The organism is Achromobacter spanius (assembly GCF_002812705.1).
Taxonomy (GTDB): domain Bacteria; phylum Pseudomonadota; class Gammaproteobacteria; order Burkholderiales; family Burkholderiaceae_B; genus Achromobacter; species Achromobacter spanius.
In genome coordinates, this window is the sequence record NZ_CP025030.1 from 1,758,389 (window position 1) to 1,779,281 (window position 20,893).

19 protein-coding genes and 1 tRNA gene are annotated in these 20,893 nt (G+C 63.5%); 13 read left to right on the plus strand and 7 right to left on the minus strand.

Features of this window, described 5'->3' with window-relative positions; genetic code table 11:
• Positions 1-57 precede the first annotated feature (57 nt).
• From gpmA to CVS48_RS08045, 7 genes are all read left to right on the plus strand, one after another.
• On the plus strand, positions 58-810 hold the full coding sequence (gene gpmA, locus CVS48_RS08015; protein WP_050445786.1) for a 2,3-diphosphoglycerate-dependent phosphoglycerate mutase: 753 nt from the start codon (positions 58-60) through the stop codon (positions 808-810).
• A gap of 7 nt (positions 811-817) precedes the next feature.
• The gene (locus CVS48_RS08020; RefSeq protein WP_100853982.1) at positions 818-2,416 is read left to right on the plus strand and encodes a murein hydrolase activator EnvC family protein; all 1,599 of its coding nucleotides are present in this window, start codon (positions 818-820) and stop codon (positions 2,414-2,416) included.
• 69 nt (positions 2,417-2,485) lie between these two features.
• A complete protein-coding gene (locus tag CVS48_RS08025; RefSeq protein ID WP_100857556.1) occupies positions 2,486-3,931 on the plus strand; it encodes a S41 family peptidase in 1,446 nt (481 codons plus the stop codon).
• Entirely contained in the window at positions 3,928-4,683 is a 756-nt protein-coding gene (locus CVS48_RS08030) for a HesA/MoeB/ThiF family protein (protein WP_100853983.1), read from the plus strand. Before CVS48_RS08025 ends, CVS48_RS08030 begins: the two co-directional genes overlap by 4 nt.
• A gap of 152 nt (positions 4,684-4,835) precedes the next feature.
• Positions 4,836-6,035 carry a GGDEF domain-containing protein gene (locus CVS48_RS08035; protein WP_242001342.1) on the plus strand — a complete coding sequence of 400 codons (1,200 nt, stop codon included), beginning with the start codon at positions 4,836-4,838 and terminating at the stop codon, positions 6,033-6,035.
• 113 nt (positions 6,036-6,148) lie between these two features.
• Positions 6,149-6,868: a FadR/GntR family transcriptional regulator gene (locus CVS48_RS08040; RefSeq protein ID WP_100853984.1), complete on the plus strand. Its 720-nt coding sequence runs from the start codon at positions 6,149-6,151 to the stop codon at positions 6,866-6,868.
• The gene (locus CVS48_RS08045) at positions 6,865-8,277 is read left to right on the plus strand and encodes an FAD-binding oxidoreductase (RefSeq protein WP_100853985.1); all 1,413 of its coding nucleotides are present in this window, start codon (positions 6,865-6,867) and stop codon (positions 8,275-8,277) included. Before CVS48_RS08040 ends, CVS48_RS08045 begins: the two co-directional genes overlap by 4 nt.
• Positions 8,278-8,511: 234 nt before the next feature.
• Here the strand turns inward: CVS48_RS08045 and thiC are convergent, their stop codons facing one another.
• Positions 8,512-10,425: a phosphomethylpyrimidine synthase ThiC gene (thiC, locus tag CVS48_RS08050; RefSeq protein ID WP_100853986.1), complete on the minus strand. Its 1,914-nt coding sequence runs from the start codon at positions 10,423-10,425 to the stop codon at positions 8,512-8,514.
• A gap of 403 nt (positions 10,426-10,828) precedes the next feature.
• Between thiC and CVS48_RS08055 the strand changes: the two genes are divergently transcribed.
• Complete coding sequence (locus CVS48_RS08055) at positions 10,829-11,398, plus strand: SecDF P1 head subdomain-containing protein (protein ID WP_100853987.1); 570 nt, start codon at positions 10,829-10,831, stop codon at positions 11,396-11,398.
• 98 nt (positions 11,399-11,496) lie between these two features.
• Here the strand turns inward: CVS48_RS08055 and CVS48_RS08060 are convergent, their stop codons facing one another.
• The gene (locus tag CVS48_RS08060) at positions 11,497-11,925 is read right to left on the minus strand and encodes a helix-turn-helix domain-containing protein (protein WP_100853988.1); all 429 of its coding nucleotides are present in this window, start codon (positions 11,923-11,925) and stop codon (positions 11,497-11,499) included.
• 41 nt (positions 11,926-11,966) lie between these two features.
• On the opposite strand from CVS48_RS08060, the gene CVS48_RS08065 reads away from it, so the two are divergent.
• On the plus strand, positions 11,967-12,704 hold the full coding sequence (locus CVS48_RS08065; protein WP_242001402.1) for a response regulator transcription factor: 738 nt from the start codon (positions 11,967-11,969) through the stop codon (positions 12,702-12,704).
• Here the strand turns inward: CVS48_RS08065 and proB are convergent.
• The 5 genes from proB to CVS48_RS08090 all read right to left on the minus strand — a co-directional run bounded on the left by proB (position 12,701) and on the right by CVS48_RS08090 (position 16,863).
• Positions 12,701-13,837: a glutamate 5-kinase gene (gene proB, locus CVS48_RS08070; RefSeq protein WP_100853990.1), complete on the minus strand. Its 1,137-nt coding sequence runs from the start codon at positions 13,835-13,837 to the stop codon at positions 12,701-12,703. The two genes, CVS48_RS08065 and proB, sit on opposite strands and share 4 nt — an antisense overlap.
• A 55-nt stretch (positions 13,838-13,892) precedes the next feature.
• Positions 13,893-15,029 carry a GTPase ObgE gene (gene obgE / locus CVS48_RS08075; RefSeq protein ID WP_100853991.1) on the minus strand — a complete coding sequence of 379 codons (1,137 nt, stop codon included), beginning with the start codon at positions 15,027-15,029 and terminating at the stop codon, positions 13,893-13,895.
• Between the two features lie 188 nt (positions 15,030-15,217).
• On the minus strand, positions 15,218-15,478 hold the full coding sequence (gene rpmA / locus CVS48_RS08080; protein ID WP_050445798.1) for a 50S ribosomal protein L27: 261 nt from the start codon (positions 15,476-15,478) through the stop codon (positions 15,218-15,220).
• Between the two features lie 34 nt (positions 15,479-15,512).
• Positions 15,513-15,824, minus strand: a complete 312-nt coding sequence (gene rplU / locus CVS48_RS08085) for a 50S ribosomal protein L21 (RefSeq protein WP_006216228.1) — start codon at positions 15,822-15,824, stop codon at positions 15,513-15,515.
• 280 nt (positions 15,825-16,104) lie between these two features.
• Complete coding sequence (locus tag CVS48_RS08090; RefSeq protein WP_100857558.1) at positions 16,105-16,863, minus strand: IclR family transcriptional regulator; 759 nt, start codon at positions 16,861-16,863, stop codon at positions 16,105-16,107.
• Positions 16,864-16,997: 134 nt separating this feature from the next.
• Between CVS48_RS08090 and CVS48_RS08095 the strand changes: the two genes are divergently transcribed.
• From CVS48_RS08095 to CVS48_RS08110, 4 genes are all read left to right on the plus strand, one after another.
• Positions 16,998-18,158 carry a fumarylacetoacetate hydrolase family protein gene (locus tag CVS48_RS08095; protein WP_100853992.1) on the plus strand — a complete coding sequence of 387 codons (1,161 nt, stop codon included), beginning with the start codon at positions 16,998-17,000 and terminating at the stop codon, positions 18,156-18,158.
• 155 nt (positions 18,159-18,313) lie between these two features.
• Positions 18,314-19,279, plus strand: a complete 966-nt coding sequence (ispB, locus tag CVS48_RS08100) for an octaprenyl diphosphate synthase (RefSeq protein ID WP_100853993.1) — start codon at positions 18,314-18,316, stop codon at positions 19,277-19,279.
• A 237-nt stretch (positions 19,280-19,516) separates the two neighbouring features.
• Positions 19,517-19,593, plus strand: a tRNA-Pro gene (locus CVS48_RS08105).
• 447 nt (positions 19,594-20,040) lie between these two features.
• Positions 20,041-20,892, plus strand: coding sequence for a ParA family protein (locus CVS48_RS08110; protein ID WP_100853994.1), 852 nt, complete (start codon positions 20,041-20,043; stop codon positions 20,890-20,892).
• Position 20,893 lies beyond the last annotated feature (1 nt).

Genomic DNA, 20,893 nt, shown 5'->3' on the forward strand with positions numbered 1-20,893 from the left:
TGAGCGCATTCTTTAACCATCCTTTAACTTTAACCCGCGCGGAAAGCGTGCCAAACCATGCATAAACTTGTTCTCATGCGCCACGGCGAAAGCCAGTGGAATCTGGAAAACCGCTTCACCGGCTGGACCGACGTCGACCTGACCGAAACCGGCCGTGAACAGGCCCGTAAAGCCGGTGAGCTGCTGAAGAAAGAAGGCTATACCTTCGACCTGGCCTACTCGTCGGTGCTCAAGCGCGCCATCCGCACGCTGTGGATCGCGCTGGATGCCATGGACGCCATGTACACCCCCGTGGGCGTGAACTGGCGCCTGAACGAACGCCACTACGGCGCGCTGCAGGGCTTGAACAAAGCCGAAACCGCCGCCAAGTATGGCGACGAGCAAGTGCTGATCTGGCGCCGTGCCTACGCCATCGCCCCGGAACCGCTGTCGCTGGACGACGAACGCCACCCGCGTTTCGACAGCCGCTACGCCAAGATCCCGGCCGACCAGCTGCCCGCCACCGAATGCCTGAAAGACACCGTGGACCGCGTGCTGCCGTTCTGGAATGATTCGATCGCCCCGGCCATCCGCGCCGGCCGCAAGGTGCTGATCGCCGCCCACGGCAACAGCCTGCGCGCGCTGATCAAGCACCTGGACAACGTCTCGGACGACGACATCGTCAACCTGAACATCCCGACCGGCCAGCCGCTGGTCTACGAATTGGATGATGACCTGCGCCCGATCCGCCACTATTATCTGGGCGATGCCGCCGAGATCGAGGCGGCCATGGCTGCGGTTGCCGCCCAAGGCAAGGCTAAGAAGGACTGATATCTCTATGCGTCGCACGGCAGGGTTGTTGTTGGCGGTCATGTTGACCGGTGGGGTGCTATCGGCTCGCGCCGCGCCCAACGACCTTGCAGGCCGCCAGTCCGACGCCGAGCGTCAGCAGGCGGCCTTGCGCGACCGTATCGAGAATCTGCAAAAGGAAATCGACGGGCGGGAAACCGCCCGCAAGGAAGCCGCCGATGCGCTCAAGCAGTCGGAATCGGCCATTTCCAAGATCAACCTGCGCCTGCGCGAACTGGCCGATGCCGGCCGTCAGGCGCAGACCGAACTGACCGGGCTGGAAAAGCAGATCGGCGAGCAGGAAGCCGTGCTGGCCAAGCGCCGCGTGGAACTTGCCGACCAGCTTCGCACCCAGTACACCAGCGGCCTGTCGCCGTGGACGGCGCTGCTGTCCGGCGACGATCCCCAAGTGCTGGGCCGCAACCTGGGCTACCTGGACTACGTGTCGCAAGCCCGGGCCAATGCCGTCAAGGCGCTTCGGGCGGACATCGATCGCCTGGCGGCCTTGCAGGCGCGTGCCGATGCCCGGCGCGATGAAATCGAAAAAGTCGTGGCTGAAACGTCCGAGCAGAAGGCCGCGCTGGTCGGGCAGCAGAAAGAGCGCGCCACGCTGCTGGCGCAGTTAGAAGGGCAGATCGCCGCCCAGCGCGCCGAAGCCAACAAGCTGGGGCGCGACGACCAGCGCCTGTCGCGCCTGATCACCGATCTGGATGCGGCCATCGCCAAGCAGATCGAAGAAGCCCGTAAGGCCGAAGAGGCGCGCAAAAAGGCCGAAGAGGCCCGCCGTGTGGAAGAAGCGCGCCGCGCCGCCGAAGAATCGCGCAAACGCGCCGAGGCTGAGCGCCGTGCTGAAGAAGCCCGCAAAAAGGCCGAGGCCGACCGCAAGCAGGCCGCCGAATCCGCCGCCCGACGCGACCGCGATAGCCGCGATGCCCGCGACGCGGCCCAGGCCCGTGAACAAGTCGAGGCGGCCTCGCGCCAGAGCCGCGGCCCGGTTGCCGTGGCAGATCCCGACGCCGCCGGATTACGCCCGGCTGAACAAGGGCAGACTCGCCTGACCGATCCGACCGGATCGGCGCGGCAGACGCCTGCCAAATCGCCGGAACCCGCAAAAAATACGGAACCCGCAGCGGCCGACACCACTCCAACCCGCAGTGCATCGGCGCAACAAAGCGCCCGCGCCGCCCCGCTGGGAAGTGGCAGCGGCTTGAAACACGGCTTGGCCATGCCGGTGCGCGGCCAGGTGCAAGGCCGTTTCGGGGTTGACCGCCCGGATGGCGGCGTCTGGCGCGGCGTGGTGCTGCGCGCGCCCGAAGGCACGCCCGTCAAGGTGGTGGCCCCTGGCACCGTGGTCTACGCCGCCTGGCTGCGTGGTTTTGGCAATCTCATCATTGTGGATCATGGCCAGCAGTACCTGACTGTCTATGCTTACAACCAAAGTCTGCTCAAAGGAGTGGGGGATTCGGTGTCAGGTGGCGATACTATTGCTACCGTAGGCGCAACCGGCGGCCAAGTGGAATCCGGCCTATACTTTGAAATTCGCCATCGTGGCGCTCCTGTGGACCCGGCCCAGTGGCTGGCCCAATAGGTTGGTAGGTACAAGTCGTTGGTAAATTACCAAACCGCCATCGGCGAAAACAAAATTCGGGAAGTGTGCATGGGCACTCGCAAGTTTCGCGGTTTCGGTCTGATTGCCATCGGTGCGGTGGCTGGCGTATTGCTTAGCGTAGGGGTAACAGCCGTTGCCCAGCGCGGCAGTCCATTGCCTTTGGACGAGCTCAGGCAACTGAGCAATGTTTTCGCCGCCATCAAGAACAACTACGTCGAAGCGGTCGACGACAAAACCCTGATCGACAACGCGATCTCGGGCATGGTCTCGAACCTTGACCCGCACTCGGCCTATCTGGACGCCGACGCCTTCCGCGAAATGCAGACGGCGACCCAAGGCGAATTCGGCGGCCTGGGCATCGAAGTTGGCGCGGAAGACGGCTTCGTGAAGGTGATCTCACCCATCGAAGACACGCCCGCCGCGCGCGCCGGCGTCATGGCCGGTGACCTCATCATCAAGATCGACGACACGCCCACCAAGGGCATGACCCTGAACGACGCGGTCAAGCTCATGCGTGGCGCGCCCAAGTCGCCCATCACCCTGACCATCATGCGTGCCGATCGTCCCCAGCCCATCGTGCTGAAGATCGTGCGTGATGTCATCAAGGTGCGCAGCGTGCGCAGCAAGATGCTGGACAACGGCATCGGCTATGTCCGCGTTGCGCAGTTCCAGGAAAAGACCGGCGCTGATCTGGCCAAGCAACTGAAGGACCTGGGCGCGAAGGAAGCGCCTAAGGGCCTGGTGCTGGACCTGCGTAACGACCCGGGCGGCCTGCTGACCAGCGCCATCGGCGTGTCGGGTGCATTCCTGCCGCCGGACACCCTGGTGGTGTCCACCGACGGCCGCACGCCCGACGCCCGCCACAAGTACCTGGCCACGCCGTCGGAATATGCCCGCGGCGAAAGCAACTACCTGTCGGGCCTGCCGGCCTGGACCAAGACGGTGCCGATGGTGGTGCTGGTGAACGTGGGCTCGGCCTCGGCGTCCGAAATCGTGGCCGGCGCGCTGCAAGACCACAAGCGCGCCAAGGTGCTGGGCAACCGCACGTTCGGCAAGGGCTCGGTGCAGGTCATCCTGCCGCTGTCCGAATCCACCGCCGTCAAGCTGACGACCTCGCGCTACTTCACGCCCAGCGGCCGTTCCATTCAAGCCACGGGCATTGAACCGGACTACGTCGTTGCCGATACGGCCGACGGCGATCTGTTCCGCCTGCCGCGCGAAGCCGACCTGCAACGCCACCTGTCCAACCCCGAGACCGCCAACGAGGTGAAGTCCAACTCGGCGCAAGACAACGTCGACCTGCCCACCAAGGTGTTCGAGTTCGGTGGCAAGGACGACTTCCAGCTGCAACAGGCGCTGAACGTGCTGGCCGGCAAGCCGGTGCAGAAGGGTTCGGCGCGCGCCCAGGCCAAGGCTGACGCCAAGGCCGGTGGCGGCACGCCCACGCGCATGAAGATCACGCCGACCGGAGTCGAGCCCAGCAAGGACAAATGAACGACCAGCAATTGCTGCGCTACGCCCGCCACATCCTGCTTGATGAGCTGGGTATAGAAGGGCAGGAAAAACTGCTGGCGGCGCGTGTGCTTATCGTGGGTGCAGGGGGGCTGGGTTCCCCCGCCGCCCTGTACCTGGCCACCGCCGGCGTGGGTGATATCACCCTGGCCGACGACGACGTCGTCGAGCTCAGCAACCTGCAACGCCAGATTCTCCACACCACCGCCAGCGTCGGCCGCCACAAGGCCGAATCCGGGCGCGACATGCTCGCGGCCTTCAACCCGCAGGCGCGCGTCCATGCCCGGGTTGAGCGGCTGCAAGGGCAAGCGCTCTCTGATGCCGTCGCGGCGGCGGACCTGGTGCTGGACTGCACCGACAACTTCACCACCCGCTACGCCATCAACCGCGCCTGCGTGCAGCACCGCAAGCCCTTGGTGTCCGGCGCGGCCATCCGCTTTGACGGGCAGGTCAGCGTGTACGACCTGCGCGACGACAGCGCGCCCTGTTACCACTGCCTGTTTCCCGAAGCCGACGACGTCGAGGAAGCCAACTGCGCCACGATGGGCGTGTTTGCCCCCGTGGTCGGCATCATCGGCAGCATGCAGGCCGCCGAGGCCCTGAAACTGCTGTCCGGCGTGGGCGAAAGCCTGTCTGGCCGGCTGCTGTGGCTGGACGTCCGCACCATGCAATGGCGTAGCGTCAACGTGCAGCGCGATCCCGAATGCGCGGTCTGCGGGCATCGCGGGCACTAGGTCACAGCCCCGGATTGGCGGCCCGCCCGCCCCGGCACCGCCACCTCTACAGGCGCCATATTGCCCTTGCGGACAATATTAATGGCCTGAAATACCTGCTATAACGCCAGCCAGCCTACTGAAATCAAAGGTGGCGAAATGGACGTGACCGCGTGGATACAGGACTGAAGTTCAGCTTGCCCAAGTGGCGCCTGACGCGCTGGCTGACCCATTCGGGGCCGGATACCCCCGCAGACATCCGGGCGGCGCTGATTGCCAGCCTATTCGGCACGCTGCCCATTTTTGCGGGCGGCGTCATCAACACACTCATGATTTCCGGCGTGGTCGCCTGGCGGCGCCCCGAGCCTTTGTACGTGTCGTGGCTGCTGCTGGAGGTGGTGCTGGCCATTGTCCGCGTCACGGTCCTGCGCGCGGCCTTGCGCGCCGCGCCCAAGGGCGGCAACACCCACACTGACCTGTATATCTTGCTGGCGCTGGGTTGGGCCTTCAGCGTGGGGTATGGCGTTTTCATCACCTTCCTCAACGGCGATTGGCTGGCGGCAACCCTGGCGGGGGTCTCCTGCGGGGCCATGGCCGGCGGTATCTGCTTTCGCAACTACGGCGCGCCGCGCCTGGTTGCGGTCATGATCTTCCTGAGCCTGGGCCCCATGTGCCTGGGCGCCTTGTTCACGGGCGAATACGTCACCGCCATCGTCTTCATCCAGATCCCGTTCTACCTGGCCAGCATGACCATCGCTTCGCACCGGTTGAACCGCATCCTGGTGTCGACCATGGTGGCCGAGCGGGCCAGCAAGCGCCGCGCCAACGAAGACGCGCTGACCGGGCTGGCCAACCGTACCGGCTTGCAGGTGGCGCTTGAGCGCGTCTGCGCCAGCGCGCGCGGGCAGGATAGCGATGCCGCGCTGCTTTACATGGACATGGATGATTTCAAGCGCATCAACGACACCTACGGCCATGCTGCGGGCGACCAGGTATTGGTGACGATTGCCCAGCGCATGCGCGCCATGTTGCGGGTGGACGACGTGGCGGCGCGGATCGGGGGCGATGAATTCATCGTGCTGGTGACGGGTATCGATGCCACGTCCGCCCGGCGCCTGGGCGAACATCTGCTGCTGGACGCCTTGCAGCCCATTGCGCTGGCGGATGGCACGCGGGTAATTGTCGGGCTGTCGATCGGCATTTCGATTATTTCGGCCACCAACCGCAGCCCCCAGGCGGCCCTCGATTCCGCCGACGCCGCGCTGTATCGCGCCAAGGCAAGAGGAGGGCGCTGCTGCGAAGTGGATAACGGTGAGGCGGAGGGGCAGCCGGAGCCAGTCGCGGGCAGCAGCAGCGAACCCGCCACGGCCTGAGAACGCTATGGCTTGAGCACGCTATGCGCTGCGGCCCCGCGTGGACCCTGATCAGCTGGGAATTTTTTTCTCAAACTTATCAGATAACCTGAAAAGTTATCTATAATCCGCCCATGTTGACCAAAAGCCTGACCCTGACCGAACAAGTCGCGCACCGGATCGCCGCGGATATTGCCGACGGCGTACACGCCGTGGGCGCCAAGCTTCCCCCTGGCCGTGTGCTGGCCGAGCAATATGGCGTGAGCGCCGCCGTGATCCGCGAGGTCACCGAGCGCCTGCGCGCGCAAGGGCTGATCCAAAGCCGCCAGGGCTCGGGCAGCACCGTCGTGTCACGCACGGGGGGCCAAGGTTTCCAGGTGTCGAGCGGGGTCGCGGTCAACCGCGAACTGCTGGCCAACCTCTATGAATTGCGGATGGAACTGGAAGGGGGCGCGGCGGCGCTGGCGGCCTTGCGGCGCAATGCCGCCGACCTGAATGCCATGGCGCAAGCCCTGGCGTTGCTGGAAACCCATCTTGAACATCCCGAGCAAGGCGTAGAGCACGACGTCTCGTTTCACGTCGCGATTGCCGCCGCCACGCACAACCGCAGCTATCAGGACCTGCTGCAGTACCTGAACCGGCAGCTGCGCCTGGCCGTCAGCACCGCTCGCGCGAACAGCCGCCTGCACGACGGCCTGAGCGCCGCCGTGCATCAGGAACATGTGGCGGTGTTTGAAGCCATCCGCGCCCGTAATCCCGACCGCGCCCGCCAGGCGGCGGTGCGCCATCTGCAGCAGGCGGCCAACCGCCTGCAACTCGATCACCTTTTTCCCGCAGGCACGCCCACATCATGACCGCATCCGACTTCACGCAACGCCTGGTTCAAGCCCTGGGTCCCGACACCGTCTACACCGCCGAGGCGGACATCGCGCCCTGGTTGTCTGACTGGCGCGGCTTGTACAACGGCCACGCGCAGGCGGTCGTGCGTCCGCGCACCACGGCGGACGTCGCCGCCTGCCTGGCGTTGTGCCAGCAAGAGGGCGTGCCCGTGGTGCCGCGCGGCGGCAATACCGGGCTGTGCGGCGGCGCAACGCCCGACGCCGGGTCCCGAAACGTGGTGTTGAGCCTGGACCGCATGAACGCCGTGCGCTCGATTGATACGGTGGCCAACACCATGGTCGCCGAGGCGGGCGCCATCCTGGGCAACCTGCGCCGCGCCGCGCAGGATGCGGGGCGCTTGCTGCCGCTGAGCCTGGCAGCGGAAGACTCCAGCCAGATCGGCGGCAACGTCGCCACCAATGCCGGCGGCGTGAACGTGGTGCGTTACGGCATGGCGCGCGAGCTGGTGCTGGGCCTGGAAGCCGTGCTGCCCACCGGCGAAATCTTCAACGGCTTGCGCACGCTGCGCAAAGACAACACGGGCTACGACCTGAAGCAGTTGCTGATCGGTTCGGAAGGCACTTTGGGCGTGATCACGGCGGTGGCCTTGCGCCTCTTTCCGCGCACGGACGTGCGTTCGGTGGTGCTGACGGCTGTTGAATCGCCCGCGCAGGCCTTGCAGTTGTTTGAGATTCTGTTCGAGCAGTGCGGCGCGCGCCTGCAGGCGTTTGAGTACTTCTCGGGTGATTGTCTGGACTTGGTGCTGACGCATGCCGAAGGCGTGCAAGAGCCGTTCGACCAACGCTATCCCGCGTATGTGCTAGTGGAGCTTGCCGACACGGCGGACGAGGCCGGCCTGACGACGCTGCTGGAAAATGTGATCGGCACGGCGCTGGAACGCGGTCTGTGCCTGGACGCCGCGGTGTCTACGTCGATGGCGCAGTTGCAGACCTTGTGGAAGCTGCGCGAGGAAATCTCCGAGGCGCAGCGCGCCGACGGTCCGCATTTGAAGCACGACGTGTCGCTGCCTATTGAGCGCATCCCGGAATTCATGGTGTCCGCCGAGGCGCGCGTGCGGGCGCTATACCCCGATATCCGGCCGTTCATCTTCGGGCATTTCGGAGATGGCAATTTGCACTACAACCTGTCCCGCCCGGCAGGCGCTGCGCGCGACTGGGTGGCGGTGAACGGGGCGGCCATCACCGATGCGGTGCTGGACGAGGTGAACCGCTATGGCGGAAGTATTTCTGCTGAACACGGCATCGGGCAGCTCAAGCGCGACCATTTTTTACACAGCAAGGACGCGGTGGAGCTGCGGTTGATGCGAGAGATCAAGAAGGTGATGGACCCGGCGGGGATCATGAATCCGGGGAAGTTGCTGTAGTGGGTGATGGGCCTGCGCGTTCTGCTTGATGGGTTTCGCGCGGCGTGGGGTGGTGTTTTTATGCGGATTGTGGCGCGCTGCACCCATCCTACGGGTGATGAATGTGATGGGTTTCGCGCGGCGTGGGGTGGTGTTTTTATGCGGATTGTGACGCGCTGCACCCATCCTACGTAGGATGGGTGGAGCGCGGCAGGGCGCTGGCTGGAACGATGGTGCCCTACGCGCGCAACCCATCTACTGCCGGTGATAAACCTCGGCGCCCTTCTTGACGAATTCCACCGACTTCTCCTGCATGCCCTTCTGCAAGGCGTCTTTCTCGCTGACGCCTTGTGCCGCCGCGTAATCGCGCACATCCTGCGTGATCTTCATGCTGCAGAAATGCGGGCCGCACATCGAACAAAAATGCGCGACCTTCATCGAATCCTTCGGCAGCGTTTCGTCGTGGAATTCCTTCGCGGTGTCCGGGTCCAGGCCCAGGTTGAACTGATCGTCCCAGCGGAACTCGAACCGCGCCTTTGACAAGGCGTTGTCGCGAATCGCCGCGCCCGGGTGTCCCTTGGCCAAATCCGCCGCATGTGCCGCGATCTTGTACGTGATGATGCCGTCCTTCACGTCCTTCTTGTTCGGCAAGCCCAAGTGCTCTTTGGGCGTCACGTAGCAAAGCATCGCGGTGCCGTACCAGCCGATCAGCGCCGCGCCGATGCCGGATGTGATGTGGTCATAGCCGGGCGCGATGTCGGTGGTCAGCGGCCCCAGCGTGTAGAACGGCGCCTCGTGGCAGTGTTCAAGCTGCAGCTCCATGTTTTCCTTGATCATCTGCATCGGCACATGGCCCGGGCCTTCGATCATGACCTGCACATCGTGCTTCCATGCCACCTGTGTCAGCTCGCCCAGCGTCTTCAATTCCGCGAACTGCGCTTCATCGTTGGCGTCGTAGCCCGAACCCGGACGCAGCCCGTCGCCCAGCGAGAAGCTCACGTCATAGGCCTTCATGATGTCGCAGATGTCTTCGAAGCGCTCGTACAGGAAGCTCTCCTTGTGATGCGCCAGACACCATTTGGCCATGATCGAACCGCCGCGCGACACGATGCCCGTCATGCGGTCGGCAGTCATCGGAATGAACGGCAGGCGCACGCCCGCATGGATCGTGAAATAGTCCACGCCTTGCTCGGCCTGCTCGATCAGCGTGTCGCGGAAAATTTCCCACGTCAGGTCTTCGGCCTTGCCATCCACTTTTTCCAGCGCCTGGTATATCGGCACCGTGCCAATCGGCACGGGCGAATTGCGGATGATCCACTCGCGCGTTTCGTGGATGTGCTTGCCGGTGGACAGATCCATCACCGTGTCGCCACCCCAGCGGATCGCCCAGGTCATCTTTTCCACTTCTTCGCCAATGCCCGAACTCACGGCCGAGTTGCCGATGTTGGCGTTGATCTTCACCAGGAAGTTGCGCCCGATCGCCATGGGCTCGACTTCGGGGTGATTGATGTTGGCCGGGATGATGGCGCGGCCGCGCGCGATTTCATCACGCACGAATTCCGGCGTGATCGCCGCCGGAATGGACGCGCCGAACGACTGGCCCGGGTGCTGGCGCAGCAGGCGCTTGACCATCTTTTCGCCATCGGGACCGCTGTCGCGCAGCGTTTGCAGATAGTGCTCGCGACGCAGGCTTTCGCGGATGGCCACGTATTCCATTTCGGGCGTGATGATGCCGCGGCGCGCATAGTGCATCTGCGACACGTTGGCGCCCGCCTTGGCGCGGCGCGGCGGGCGTTGCAGGTCAAAGCGCATCGCCGTCAGCTTGGGGTCGGTCAGGCGTTCTTTGCCGTATTCACTGGTGGGTCCGGCCAACACTTCCGTGTCGCCGCGTTCTTCAATCCAGGCGCGGCGCAGCGCGGGCAAGCCGCGGCGGATATCGATCTTGACGTCGGGGTCGGTGTAGGGACCGCTGCAGTCGTAGACCGTCAACGGGGGGTTCTTTTCCCCGCCGAACATGGTCGGCGTGTCGTCCTGCTCGATCTCGCGAAACGGTACGCGGATGTCGGGGCGCGAGCCCGTCTCATACACGCGGCGCGATTTGGGCAACGGTGCGACGGCCGCCGCGTCGACTTCGGCGGTAGCGGCCAGGAATTTGGGATTGGCGTTCATGGAAAGCTCCAAGCGAGTGGTTGGAGCCGATCGGGAATGGACTTCCCCCAGGCGTGCAGCGACGCAAGGCGGAAATACGGCTCCCAGCATCGGCATTATCCGTACTGGTACGAAGGGACTCTCTCAACACGTTCCACCCCAAAAGGCGGAACGAGTACCCCTGCGCGAAAGCGAAGTATAGAGCGCGCCCAGCCCGTGCACGTCGCGACGCGGTGCAACTAATGCTTGGTCTGCATAAGATCATTCGTACAACGCTCGTCTTAGAGAGCTGGTATTACTGCTTTACATTTGGATTCAGTCTGCGGCGACACCGTCATTCAGGTTCTGTACACTTTTTCCAACCAAACGCCCGGCGGGCCTTATTGTTCGCTGGGCATAGCTAACTTAGAAGAAGGAATCGAGCATGCAACTGACCCTACGCAAATTGGCGCCCGCCCTGGTTGTCGTGACGTTGGCGCTGGCGGGTTGCAAAACCGCTCCGACCAAATCGCCTGGCGCGGCAACCACGCCCGATGCCGGCCAACAAACGACCCAACCCGCCGCCGCCTCGTCGGTGGACTTCTATCTGGCTCACCAGCAACCTGGCCCGGGCCTGCGTGAAATCGCGCTGCCCGACGGCAAACTCTATCTGCAGGAAGTCCCCGTGCTGACGCGCGCCGATCTCACCGACGCCGCTGCCTTGGTCGACCGCCAGGGCCAGAATTTCGTGGGCCTGCGCTTCTCGGAAGCCGGCGCTCGCAAGCTGACCGAAATCAGCACGAAGAACGTCGGCAATCGTTTGGCTTTGGTGATTGACCAGGAACTCGTTGCCGCCCCGAGCATCGCCGAACCGCTCAACCGTGGCGTGCTGGCCTTCGGTGTGGCATCGGCCCAAGCGGCTTCCGCCATTGCCGCCAAGATTCGTGGCGATGCTCCGCCTGCACCGGCGTCGGCCCCGGCCACGGGTGGTACGGCGCCCGCGCCCAAGCCCTGATCTTTCAGCGCATAAGCAAAAAAAATCCGCACCCTAGGGTGCGGATATTTTTTTGCCTGCCGGTAATGGGTTGAGCGACTAGTGTTGCGCTAAAGCGGTCAGCCTATCTTGCGGCCGCGCGGTTTGACGGTGCGGCGCGCCTGCGCTGTTTCAATGAAGGTCAGCGTCAGCGCTTCGAGCATGGCGCGGTCGTCGATGGTCAGGCCGTCGAACTGCGACGGGGCAATGTTGGGAAATGGCCAGGGCGCTTGTGGACGCGGCCGTCGCGCCACGCGGGGCATGGTTTCGGCCACGCCCACGGGCGGCAAGGTGTCGGACAGGTCGTAGCCTTCCATGGGCATTTCCATGGGACCCTTGCCGGTCTCCAGCCATTCCAGCTCAATCTTCAGAATCTGCGCAAGCTTACGGACGGAGCGGCTGGAATGCCGCAGCCCGCTTTCGTAACTGGCGATTGCACTTTGCGAGATTCGCGCAAGACGAGCGAGCGTCTTCTGCGTGTGACCACGCAGAAGACGGGCTTGCTTCAATCGGTCTGAAAATGTCTTCACGCGTCGATTGAAGCTTGCTCATGATTTACTTTGGTGGTTATAAGCATTACCTGGGTGATAGTTTTAGGAGGCGAGCGCACATGCATGAACGAGGCAACGTGTTCGTCGTGCAACTTGATGAAATGGCGAGCAATCATTTTGTCGCTGCATTGCAGGATTTTCAATGGCAAGTCAGCGCGTGTGAGTCAGTCGATGAGCTTCTGGAACGGCTGCGCACGGATCATGTCGACGCAATGGTGTTGCGTGGGCAGGGCGCCGAGGTCCCGAAGCTGATTGCGGCGTTGCGCCGAGCGGCGCCGGATGCGGCGGTGGTGTGGCAGTCGGCGGCGGCATCGGCGCGCGAACGGGTCGAGGCCCTTGAGGCCGGTGTGCATTTCTATAGTTCGGCCCGCATGGAACCCGAGGAATGGGATGCGCTGCTGCGCAACGTGCGGCGCCGGCTGTTGCCGCCGTCCACCGATGGGCCAGCCTGGCGCCTGGACAAACGGGTGCTGTCAGGACCCGCAGGCGAACGGCTGCCATTGACGCTGACCGAACGGGACTTTTTTATCCGTTTGTTGAGAGCGCCCGGGCAATGCCTGCGGCGCGACCGCTTTTTCCCTTGCAACCCCAGGGAGGGGGCTCGCAGCGTGGATGTGCTGGTATCGCGGCTGCGCACCAAGGCGCGCCGCTTTGACATTGACCTGCCGGTGCTGGCCGTGCGCGGCTGGGGCTACATCCTGCTGCAGCACAGCCCGCCCCAGGAACCGCGCGACTAGAGCACCACCAGGTTGTCCCGATGCATGAGCTCGGGTTCGGTCATGCTGCCCAGGATGCGGGCGATTTGCGACGAGGGCTGGCGCAGGATGCGCCGGGTATCCACCGACGAATAGTTGATCAGGCCACGGGCGCATTCGCGGCCCTGGCTGTCTACGCAGGCCACCACATCGCCACGGCCGAACTCGCCTTCCACGTCGGTCACGCCGATGGGCAAGAGGCTCTTGCCTTCGCGCATCAGTGCTTGCACGGCGCCGTCGTCCAGCACCACGCGCCCACGCAGCCGCAGGTGGTCGGCCAGCCATTGCTTGCGGGCGGACCACACGGGCAGCACCGCGCGCAGCTCGCTGCCGATGCATTCGCCATGCGCCAGCCGCGTCAGCACGTTGCGCTCGTGGCCCGAGGCGATGATGGTGTGCGCGCCGCTGTGCGCCGCGCGCTTGGCCGCCAGCACCTTGGTCAGCATGCCGCCCGTGCCGATGCCGCTGCCCGCGCCGCCCGCCATGGCTTCCAGGGCAGGGTCGCCCGCTTGCGCATGCGACATGAAGGTGGCGCCGGGGTTCTTGCGAGGGTCGGAGTCGTACAGGCCGCGCTGATCGGTCAGGATGATCAGCGTGTCGGCTTCGATCAGGTTGGTGACGAGCGCGCCCAGCGTGTCGTTGTCGCCCAGGCGGATTTCGTCGGTGACGACCGTGTCGTTCTCGTTCACGATCGGCACCACGCCCAGCCGCAGCAGCGCAAACAGCGTGCTGCGGGCGTTCAGGTAGCGGTGGCGGTCGGCCAGGTCTTCGTGGGTCAGCAGAATCTGCGCGGTGCGCAGGCCGTATTCGGCGAAGGCCGCTTCGTAGGCTTGGCACAGGCCCATCTGGCCCACGGCGGCCGCGGCTTGCAGTTCGTGCATGACGGAAGGGCGCTTGCGCCAGCCCAGCCGCGCCATGCCTTCGGCAATGGCGCCGCTGGAGACCAGCACGATCTGCTTGCCCTGCTTGTGCAGGGCGGCGATCTGCGAGGCCCAATGCGCCACGGCGGCGCGGTCCAGGCCTCGGCCTTCGTTGGTGACCAGCGACGAGCCGACTTTGGCGACCAGGCGCTGGGCGTGGGTGACGACGGAAACGGCGGGTGTTTCAGCAGACATGGTAGGCGCCGGCTGCGGCGAAAAAAGACGTAATCGAAAGGACTGCGATTATGGCTTATTCGTCACCGCCGCGCGGCGCGGCCGGCTTGTCGGCGTCGGATCGCGTGTCGTCAAAGCGGGGGTCCGGCGCCACATAGGTGCCGTCCGCCTGGTCGCTCGACAGGTGTTCCTTTTCGCGCTCGGCGTCCAGGTAGTCTTGCAGCGCGTACAGCAAGTCTTGCGTGCCTTCGCCCGTCAGGCCGGAAATGGCGAACACAGGGCCCTTCCAGTCATACAGTTCCAGGAAGCGGCGCTTGGTGTCTTCGGGGTCGGGCACCATGTCCAGCTTGTTCAGGACCAGCCAGCGCGGCTTGTCGGCCAGTTCCTGGTCGTAGCGGCGCAGTTCTTCAACAATGGCGCGCGCGTCGATCACGGCTTGCTCGACCGGATCCGCGTCGGGATCGGGCGTGGACACGTCCACCAGATGCAGCAGCACGCGGGTACGCGCCAGGTGGCGCAGGAACAGGTGGCCCAGGCCGGCGCCTTCGGACGCGCCTTCGATCAGGCCGGGAATGTCGGCCACGACGAAGCTGCGCGACGGCGACGTACGCACGACGCCCAGGTTGGGGTGCAGCGTGGTGAACGGGTAGTCGGCGATCTTCGGCTTCGCATTCGAGATGCGGGTGATCAGCGTCGACTTGCCGGCGTTGGGCAGGCCCAGCAGGCCCACGTCCGCCAGCACCTTCAGTTCCATGCGCAGGTAGCGGTGTTCGCCTTCCTTGCCGGGCGTCCACTGGCGCGGCGCGCGGTTCAAGCTGGACTTGAAGTGGATGTTGCCCATGCCGCCCTGGCCGCCGGCGGCCAGCACGACTTTCTGCTCATGCGTGTCCATGTCGAACAGGACTTCGCCGGTTTCGGCGTCATGGATGACCGTGCCCACGGGCACGCGCAAGGTGATGTCCGGGGCGGCTGCGCCGTACTGGTCCGAGCCGCGGCCGTTTTCGCCGCCCTTGGCGCGATGCAGGCGCGCGTAGCGGAAGTCGATCAGCGTGTTGATGTTGCGATCGGCAACGGCATAGATGGTGCCGCCGCGGCCGCCGTCGCCGCCGTCCGGGCCCCCTTTGGGGATGAACTTTTCGCGGCGAAAGCTCGCCACGCCATTGCCGCCTTTGCCGGCGACCACTTCAATGGTGGCTTCGTCTACGAATTTCATGGTGTTTGCGCGTGTAGTGGGTAATAAGGACAGCCGCCCGCCATGGGGTGCTGCCAGGTGGCATTGGAAACTTTACTCGCCAATTGCCTGAGAACAAAAAAGCTTAAAACAAAAAAGCCCTGCCGCATGCGACAGGGCTTTTGCCGTTCGAGAACGCGGCGAACCGCGTTACTGACGTGCTTGTCCGATTACTCGGCAGCGACGATCGAAACGGTTTGCTTGTTCAATGCGCCCTTGAAGCCGAATTGAACCTTGCCGTCGATCAGCGCGTACAGGGTGTGGTCCTTGCCCATGCCGACGTTCACGCCAGCGTGGAAGCGCGTACCGCGCTGACGCACGATGATCGAACCAGCGGGAATCAGTTCACCGCCGAAAGTCTTGACGCCCAGACGCTTTGATTCTGAGTCGCGTCCGTTTCGCGTAGAGCCGCCGCCCTTTTTCTGTGCCATGTTTAGCTCCTGCTAAGTGGTACCGAGTCGCGTCTTAAGCCGTGATGGCTTCGATGCGGATTTCGGTGTAGTTCTGACGGTGGCCCTGACGCTTCTGATAGTGCTTGCGACGGCGCATCTTGAAGATCTTGACCTTGTCGTGGCGGCCTTGCGCAAGAACCGTTGCCTTGACCACAGCGCCGGAGACGAGGGGCGTGCCAACTTTGAGTTGGTCGCCTTCGCCCACGGACAGCACTTGGTCCAGGGTGATTTCTTGCCCAATGTCTGCCGGTATCTGTTCTATCTTGAGTTTTTCGCCAGCGGCAACGCGATACTGCTTGCCACCGGTTTTTACGACCGCGTACATGGGGTGTTCCTTAAATAGGTAAATGGGTTCATTCGCGCGGGCCGCCCTGCTGGGCGGGGTGCCACTTCGGAAAGGCTGGATTCCTGTCTAGGCGCCAGAATCTGGCAAGAAGGAAGTGGGCCCAAGTATCTGGCTGATGCTTTAGCCAAATGTCCAAAGGGTTTACGCGAACAACCGACGTAATTCGGGCATTGCTGACCGAATCTGCAATATTAGCGTGGGGCTTTTCAAAAGTCAAAAAGCCGTTGTGGGCTAAGGGCTTAGGTGTGGCGCGCGCGCTTCAGGCCGGCGGAAGCACCCGCAGCGCGACGTGGCGAGCCACCTGGCGAATGCCTTCCATCACGTCGCGCCGGTGGGCGTCGTCCAGCCGGTCGGTAGGGATAGACGTGCTGACCGCCACCCGCTTGCCCAGCGGCGTCACGCCCACATAGGCGGCGTAGCAGATCAGGCCCGTGGCCACTTCTTCCTGGTCCTGGCCCAGGCCCGTTTGGCGGACCCGTTCCAGTTCTTCGTACAGCGCCTGGCGCGTGGCCAAGGTGCGCTCGGTCACGCGCGACAGCGTATCGGGCACGCACGCGGCCAAGGCGTCTGGGTCAAGGCTGGCCAGCAGGGCCTTGCCCAAGGCGCAGGCGTGGGCCGGCAGCCGCATGCCCAGTTCCGAGACCAGCCGCACCGGGCGCCGGGCGTCTTCGCGCGCAATGTAGACCACGTCGAACCCGTCCAGCGCCGCCAGTTGCACGACCTCGTTGCAGCGGGACACGAAGGCGCTGGCCGCCTCGTGGAAGGCCGCTTGCAAACCGTCGTGGCGCAGGTAGGCGAAGCCCAGCGACATCAATTCAATGCCGATGATGTAGCCGCCGTCCTTGCGTTCGATCCAGCGGCGGTGCTCCAGGCAGTCCAGCAGCAGGTACAGCGTGCTCTTGGCAAGCTGACACGACTGCGCCAATTCGGCCGCCTTGACCGGCGTGCGGCGGCTGGCCAGCACGCGCAGGATGTCGTGGGTGCGCCGGATGGCGGGCACATCGTATTCCTTGGTCACCGAGTTTGTTTCCAATGCGCTTGTTTCCAATATATTGGACGATTATTCACTATGTTGGACATCATAACGGCCTTCTTCTAGACTCATGACTCCCAATTGGAATGCCGCCGACAAGGCATAAGGCGTGGAGACTCATGAACCAAGAAAACTCATTGCCCGTCGATCTGGCGGGTGCGCTGCTGGTTGGCCGGGTGTGGCGCCCGGCGCCCATCGATGGTCCCAGCGTGGTGGTGGTGCGCAACGGCGAGGTCATCGACATCACGGCCGTGGCCCCCACCGTTTCAGACCTGCTTGACCGCCCTGACCGCGTGGCGCTGGCGAAAAGCGCCAAGGGGGAATCGTTGGGCGACGTGCGCGCCTTGATGGACGCCACCTTGCAAAACCAGGGTGGGGTACGCCTCTTGGCCCCTTGCGACCTGCAACCCATCAAGGCCGCCGGCGTCACCTTCGCCATCAGCCTGCTGGAGCGGATGATCGAAGAAGAGGCGGGTGGTGACGCCAGCCGCGCCGACGAGATCCGCGTGCGGATGCAGGCCTTGATCGGCTCGGATCTGTCGCGCTTGCGGCCGGGTTCGGACCAGGCGGCCAAGCTGAAAGCGGAATTGGTCGAACGCGGCCAGTGGTCGCAATACCTGGAAGTGGGCATCGGGCCCGACGCCGAGATCTTCTCCAAGACGCCGCCGATGGCTTCCGTGGGATTCGGCGCGCAGATCGGCGTGCTGCCCGAATCGCAATGGAACAACCCGGAGCCCGAGATCGTGCTGGCCGTGGACAGCCGTGGCGAAATCGTGGGCGCCACGCTGGGCAACGACGTCAACCTGCGCGACATCGAAGGCCGCAGCGCCTTGCTGTTGACCAAGGCCAAGGACAACAACGGCTCTTGCGCCATCGGCCCCTTCATACGCCTGTTCGACGGCGACTTCGATCTGGACAGCGTGCGCCAGGCCGACGTCTCGCTGCGCATCGACGGCACCGACGGCTTCCAATTGGATGGCGTGAGCTACATGCGCGAAATCAGCCGCGACCCGCAAGACCTGGTGCGCCAGGCGTTTGGCGCGCATCACCAGTATCCCGACGGCTTCATGCTGTTTTTGGGCACGATGTTCTCGCCCAGCCAGGACCGCAAGGGTCCGGGCACGGGCTTCACGCACAAACTGGGTGACCGCGTGCAGATCGCCTCCGAGCGCATCGGGGCGTTGGTCAACGAGGTGCGCTTGTCCACCGAGATCACGCCGTGGACGTTCGGCGTGCGTGCCTTGTACGCCAACCTGGCCAAGCGCGGCCTGGTCAGCTAGGGCGGCGGCCTGCGCCGTTTGCGCTGACAAGAGGGGCGGCAGCGGGCCGCCCCGCCTGTCACACCCCGTATAATCGCTGGTCGAATCCCCCGCCATCCCTGGTGGGCCCAGCGGTAAGAGCCCCCTTGCGGCTCGTTTCACTTGTCGGATACGTCTTGAATCTCCCCGCGCTTATTGCCCCCATTGCTGACGATATGAAGGCTGTCGATGCAGTCATTCGCGATCGGCTGAATTCGGACGTCGTTCTGATCCGCACGATTGGCGACTACATCATTGGCGCGGGCGGCAAGCGCATGCGCCCGGCCATGGTGCTGATGGTGGCGCGCGCCCTGGGCTACGAAGGCACGCATCATCAACTGCTGGCCGCCGTCGTGGAATTCATTCACACCGCGACGCTGCTGCACGATGACGTGGTGGACGAGTCCGACCTGCGCCGTGGCCGCGAAACCGCCAACGCCGTATTCGGCAACGCCGCCAGCGTGTTGGTGGGCGATTACCTGTATTCCCGTTCGTTCGAAATGATGGTCGAGGCCGACTCGATGCGCATCATGAGCATCCTGTCCGAAGCTACGACCGTGATCGCCGAAGGCGAGGTGTTGCAGCTTCTGAACGTGCACGACCCCGATGTCTCGCAGGAACGCTACCTGCAAGTGGTGCGCTACAAGACCGCCAAGCTGTTTGAAGCCGCCGCGCAGGTTGGCGCTGTGCTGGCGGGCGCCACGCCCGAACAAGAAGCCGCCGCCGCTGCCTACGGCCGCCACGTCGGCACCGCGTTCCAACTGGTTGACGACGTGCTGGACTACAGCGGCGATGCGGCGGCCTTGGGCAAGAACGTGGGCGACGACTTGCGCGAAGGCAAGCCGACGCTGCCGCTGATCCGCGTAATGGAAGTAGGCACGCCGGAACAGCAACAGTTGATCCGCGACGCCATCAAAACCGGCGACGCGGATTTCGCCGCGGTGGCCGCCGCGATTCAAGCGACTGACGCGCTGGAACACGCCCGCCTGGCCGCCGTGGCCGAGGCGGATCGGGCTCGCGACGCGCTGTCGATCTACCCCGTTTCGCCTTTTCTGGATTCTCTGCTAGAATTCTGCGCTTTCGCGGTGAATAGAGATCGCTGAGCGGCGAACTGCATATTCCGGATTGAAAGTCGGTAGCAGAGCACTTGAAGTAGCTAAGCCCCAAACCTGATTTTCAAAAAAACGGAATATAGGTTCTAATAGCGGTCGCTGTTTAAGTCACAGCGGAAAAAGTAGTAGAAAAAAAGCAGTAGTAGAAAAAAAGCAGTAGAAACTTGGTAGCACTGAGCGCCGCTAAGTTGGTAGTACGAGTTTGGTAAGTTGTCCAACTCACACACTCGGGGCGTAGCTCAGCCTGGTAGAGTACTGCGTTCGGGACGCAGGAGTCGGAGGTTCGAATCCTCTCGCCCCGACCACTCATTTGTGGTCGAATTTTTGGTGGTGTTCTCGACACCAGCAGCAATAGCCGGAATCGCGAAAGCGACGCCGGCTTTTTTGCGTTTGCTCTCTTCCTGCGCCAGCAGGATGAACGTCGTGTCGATCGCGACACCGGCTTCCTGAGCCATCAGCATAGCAGTCCGGTAATCCGGCAAGTGCGTGCCTTTCACATAGCGATCCAGGGTCTGTTGTTTCAGACCCCACGCCTTCGCCATGCTGTTCACGCTGCGCCCCTTGAGCGCGGCTTCCACAAATTCCTGATATTCCATCGCAGTCCTATCTTGCCGAATTACACGGATTCGGGTAACGTCGCTCTGAATTACACAAAATCGTGTAACACAGAACTGTGTTTTAGCTAACGATAACCGCCCTTGAACGGGTATGCAACTGGGCCGAAGGGCCCCACGCCGAAATAGAGGAACGCCATGCCACACGTGATCGCTGTCGCGTCCACCAAAGGTGGAGTCACGAAAACGACAACCTGCGCCAATCTCGCGGGAATATTCGCCGATTTTGGAATGCAGGTCTTGCTGTTCGATGCTGATGAACAGAACAGCTTGACCAAGTACTACCCCATCGAGCACAGGGCCGAGCATGGCCTGACGCGCGTCGTCACGCGTGGCGGCCTCGTCACTGAAGATTGCATCAGCAAAACGTCAATCCAAGGTATCGACATCGTTTGCTCGGACGCGGTATCAGGCAATCTGCAGACATGGTTGAAGGACCGCGAAGACCGGCTTTTAATTTTGCGCCGAGCGGTCCGGCGCTCCGCAGCCGTCGACAAGTACCACGTGATCATCATCGACACGCAGGGCGCGGCGGGTGAGCTGCAGAAGACTGCTGCTATGGCGGCGGACGTGATCCTGTCGCCCATCAAACCCGACGTGCTGTCGGCGGCTGAATTCGCCGACGGCACGCTAAGGATGATGGACTCGTTAAACAGCCTGTCCGACTTCGGTACCGACTTCCGCAGCGGAGACTTGTACGTGGTGATTAGCGCCTTGGAGCGCAATAACAATGCACGTCAGGTCGCGGATCAGATCCGTCGTAGCTTCGCAGGCCATAAGCAGGTCAAAGGAATTCTGAACACTGTGGTGCCGCATGCCGCTGCCTATACCGCAGCGGCGACCGCACGGGTCCCTGTTCACCAGTACGACCGCCGAAAAGTCGATAAGGCGCCGTGGGACGTGATGCACCGCCTTGCCTGGGAACTATTCCCGGCATTGAGCGGCATTTATGTGGACGGTCAAGGCCAGGCTGAAGAAGTGGAGGCCTGAG

Excerpts from the sequence above, each read along its gene's own strand:
- gpmA (WP_050445786.1), top strand. The coding sequence starts at position 58 with ATGCATAAACTTGTTCTCATGCGCCACGGCGAAAGCCAGTGGAATCTG.
- CVS48_RS08020 (WP_100853982.1), top strand. The coding sequence starts at position 818 with ATGCGTCGCACGGCAGGGTTGTTGTTGGCGGTCATGTTGACCGGTGGG.
- CVS48_RS08025 (WP_100857556.1), top strand. The coding sequence starts at position 2,486 with ATGGGCACTCGCAAGTTTCGCGGTTTCGGTCTGATTGCCATCGGTGCG.
- CVS48_RS08030 (WP_100853983.1), top strand. The coding sequence starts at position 3,928 with ATGAACGACCAGCAATTGCTGCGCTACGCCCGCCACATCCTGCTTGAT.
- CVS48_RS08040 (WP_100853984.1), top strand. The coding sequence starts at position 6,149 with ATGTTGACCAAAAGCCTGACCCTGACCGAACAAGTCGCGCACCGGATC.
- CVS48_RS08045 (WP_100853985.1), top strand. The coding sequence starts at position 6,865 with ATGACCGCATCCGACTTCACGCAACGCCTGGTTCAAGCCCTGGGTCCC.
- thiC (WP_100853986.1), bottom strand. The coding sequence starts at position 10,425 with ATGAACGCCAATCCCAAATTCCTGGCCGCTACCGCCGAAGTCGACGCG.
- CVS48_RS08055 (WP_100853987.1), top strand. The coding sequence starts at position 10,829 with ATGCAACTGACCCTACGCAAATTGGCGCCCGCCCTGGTTGTCGTGACG.
- CVS48_RS08065 (WP_242001402.1), top strand. The coding sequence starts at position 11,967 with ATGATTTACTTTGGTGGTTATAAGCATTACCTGGGTGATAGTTTTAGG.
- proB (WP_100853990.1), bottom strand. The coding sequence starts at position 13,837 with ATGTCTGCTGAAACACCCGCCGTTTCCGTCGTCACCCACGCCCAGCGC.
- obgE (WP_100853991.1), bottom strand. The coding sequence starts at position 15,029 with ATGAAATTCGTAGACGAAGCCACCATTGAAGTGGTCGCCGGCAAAGGC.
- rpmA (WP_050445798.1), bottom strand. The coding sequence starts at position 15,478 with ATGGCACAGAAAAAGGGCGGCGGCTCTACGCGAAACGGACGCGACTCA.
- rplU (WP_006216228.1), bottom strand. The coding sequence starts at position 15,824 with ATGTACGCGGTCGTAAAAACCGGTGGCAAGCAGTATCGCGTTGCCGCT.
- CVS48_RS08095 (WP_100853992.1), top strand. The coding sequence starts at position 16,998 with ATGAACCAAGAAAACTCATTGCCCGTCGATCTGGCGGGTGCGCTGCTG.
- CVS48_RS08110 (WP_100853994.1), top strand. The coding sequence starts at position 20,041 with ATGCCACACGTGATCGCTGTCGCGTCCACCAAAGGTGGAGTCACGAAA.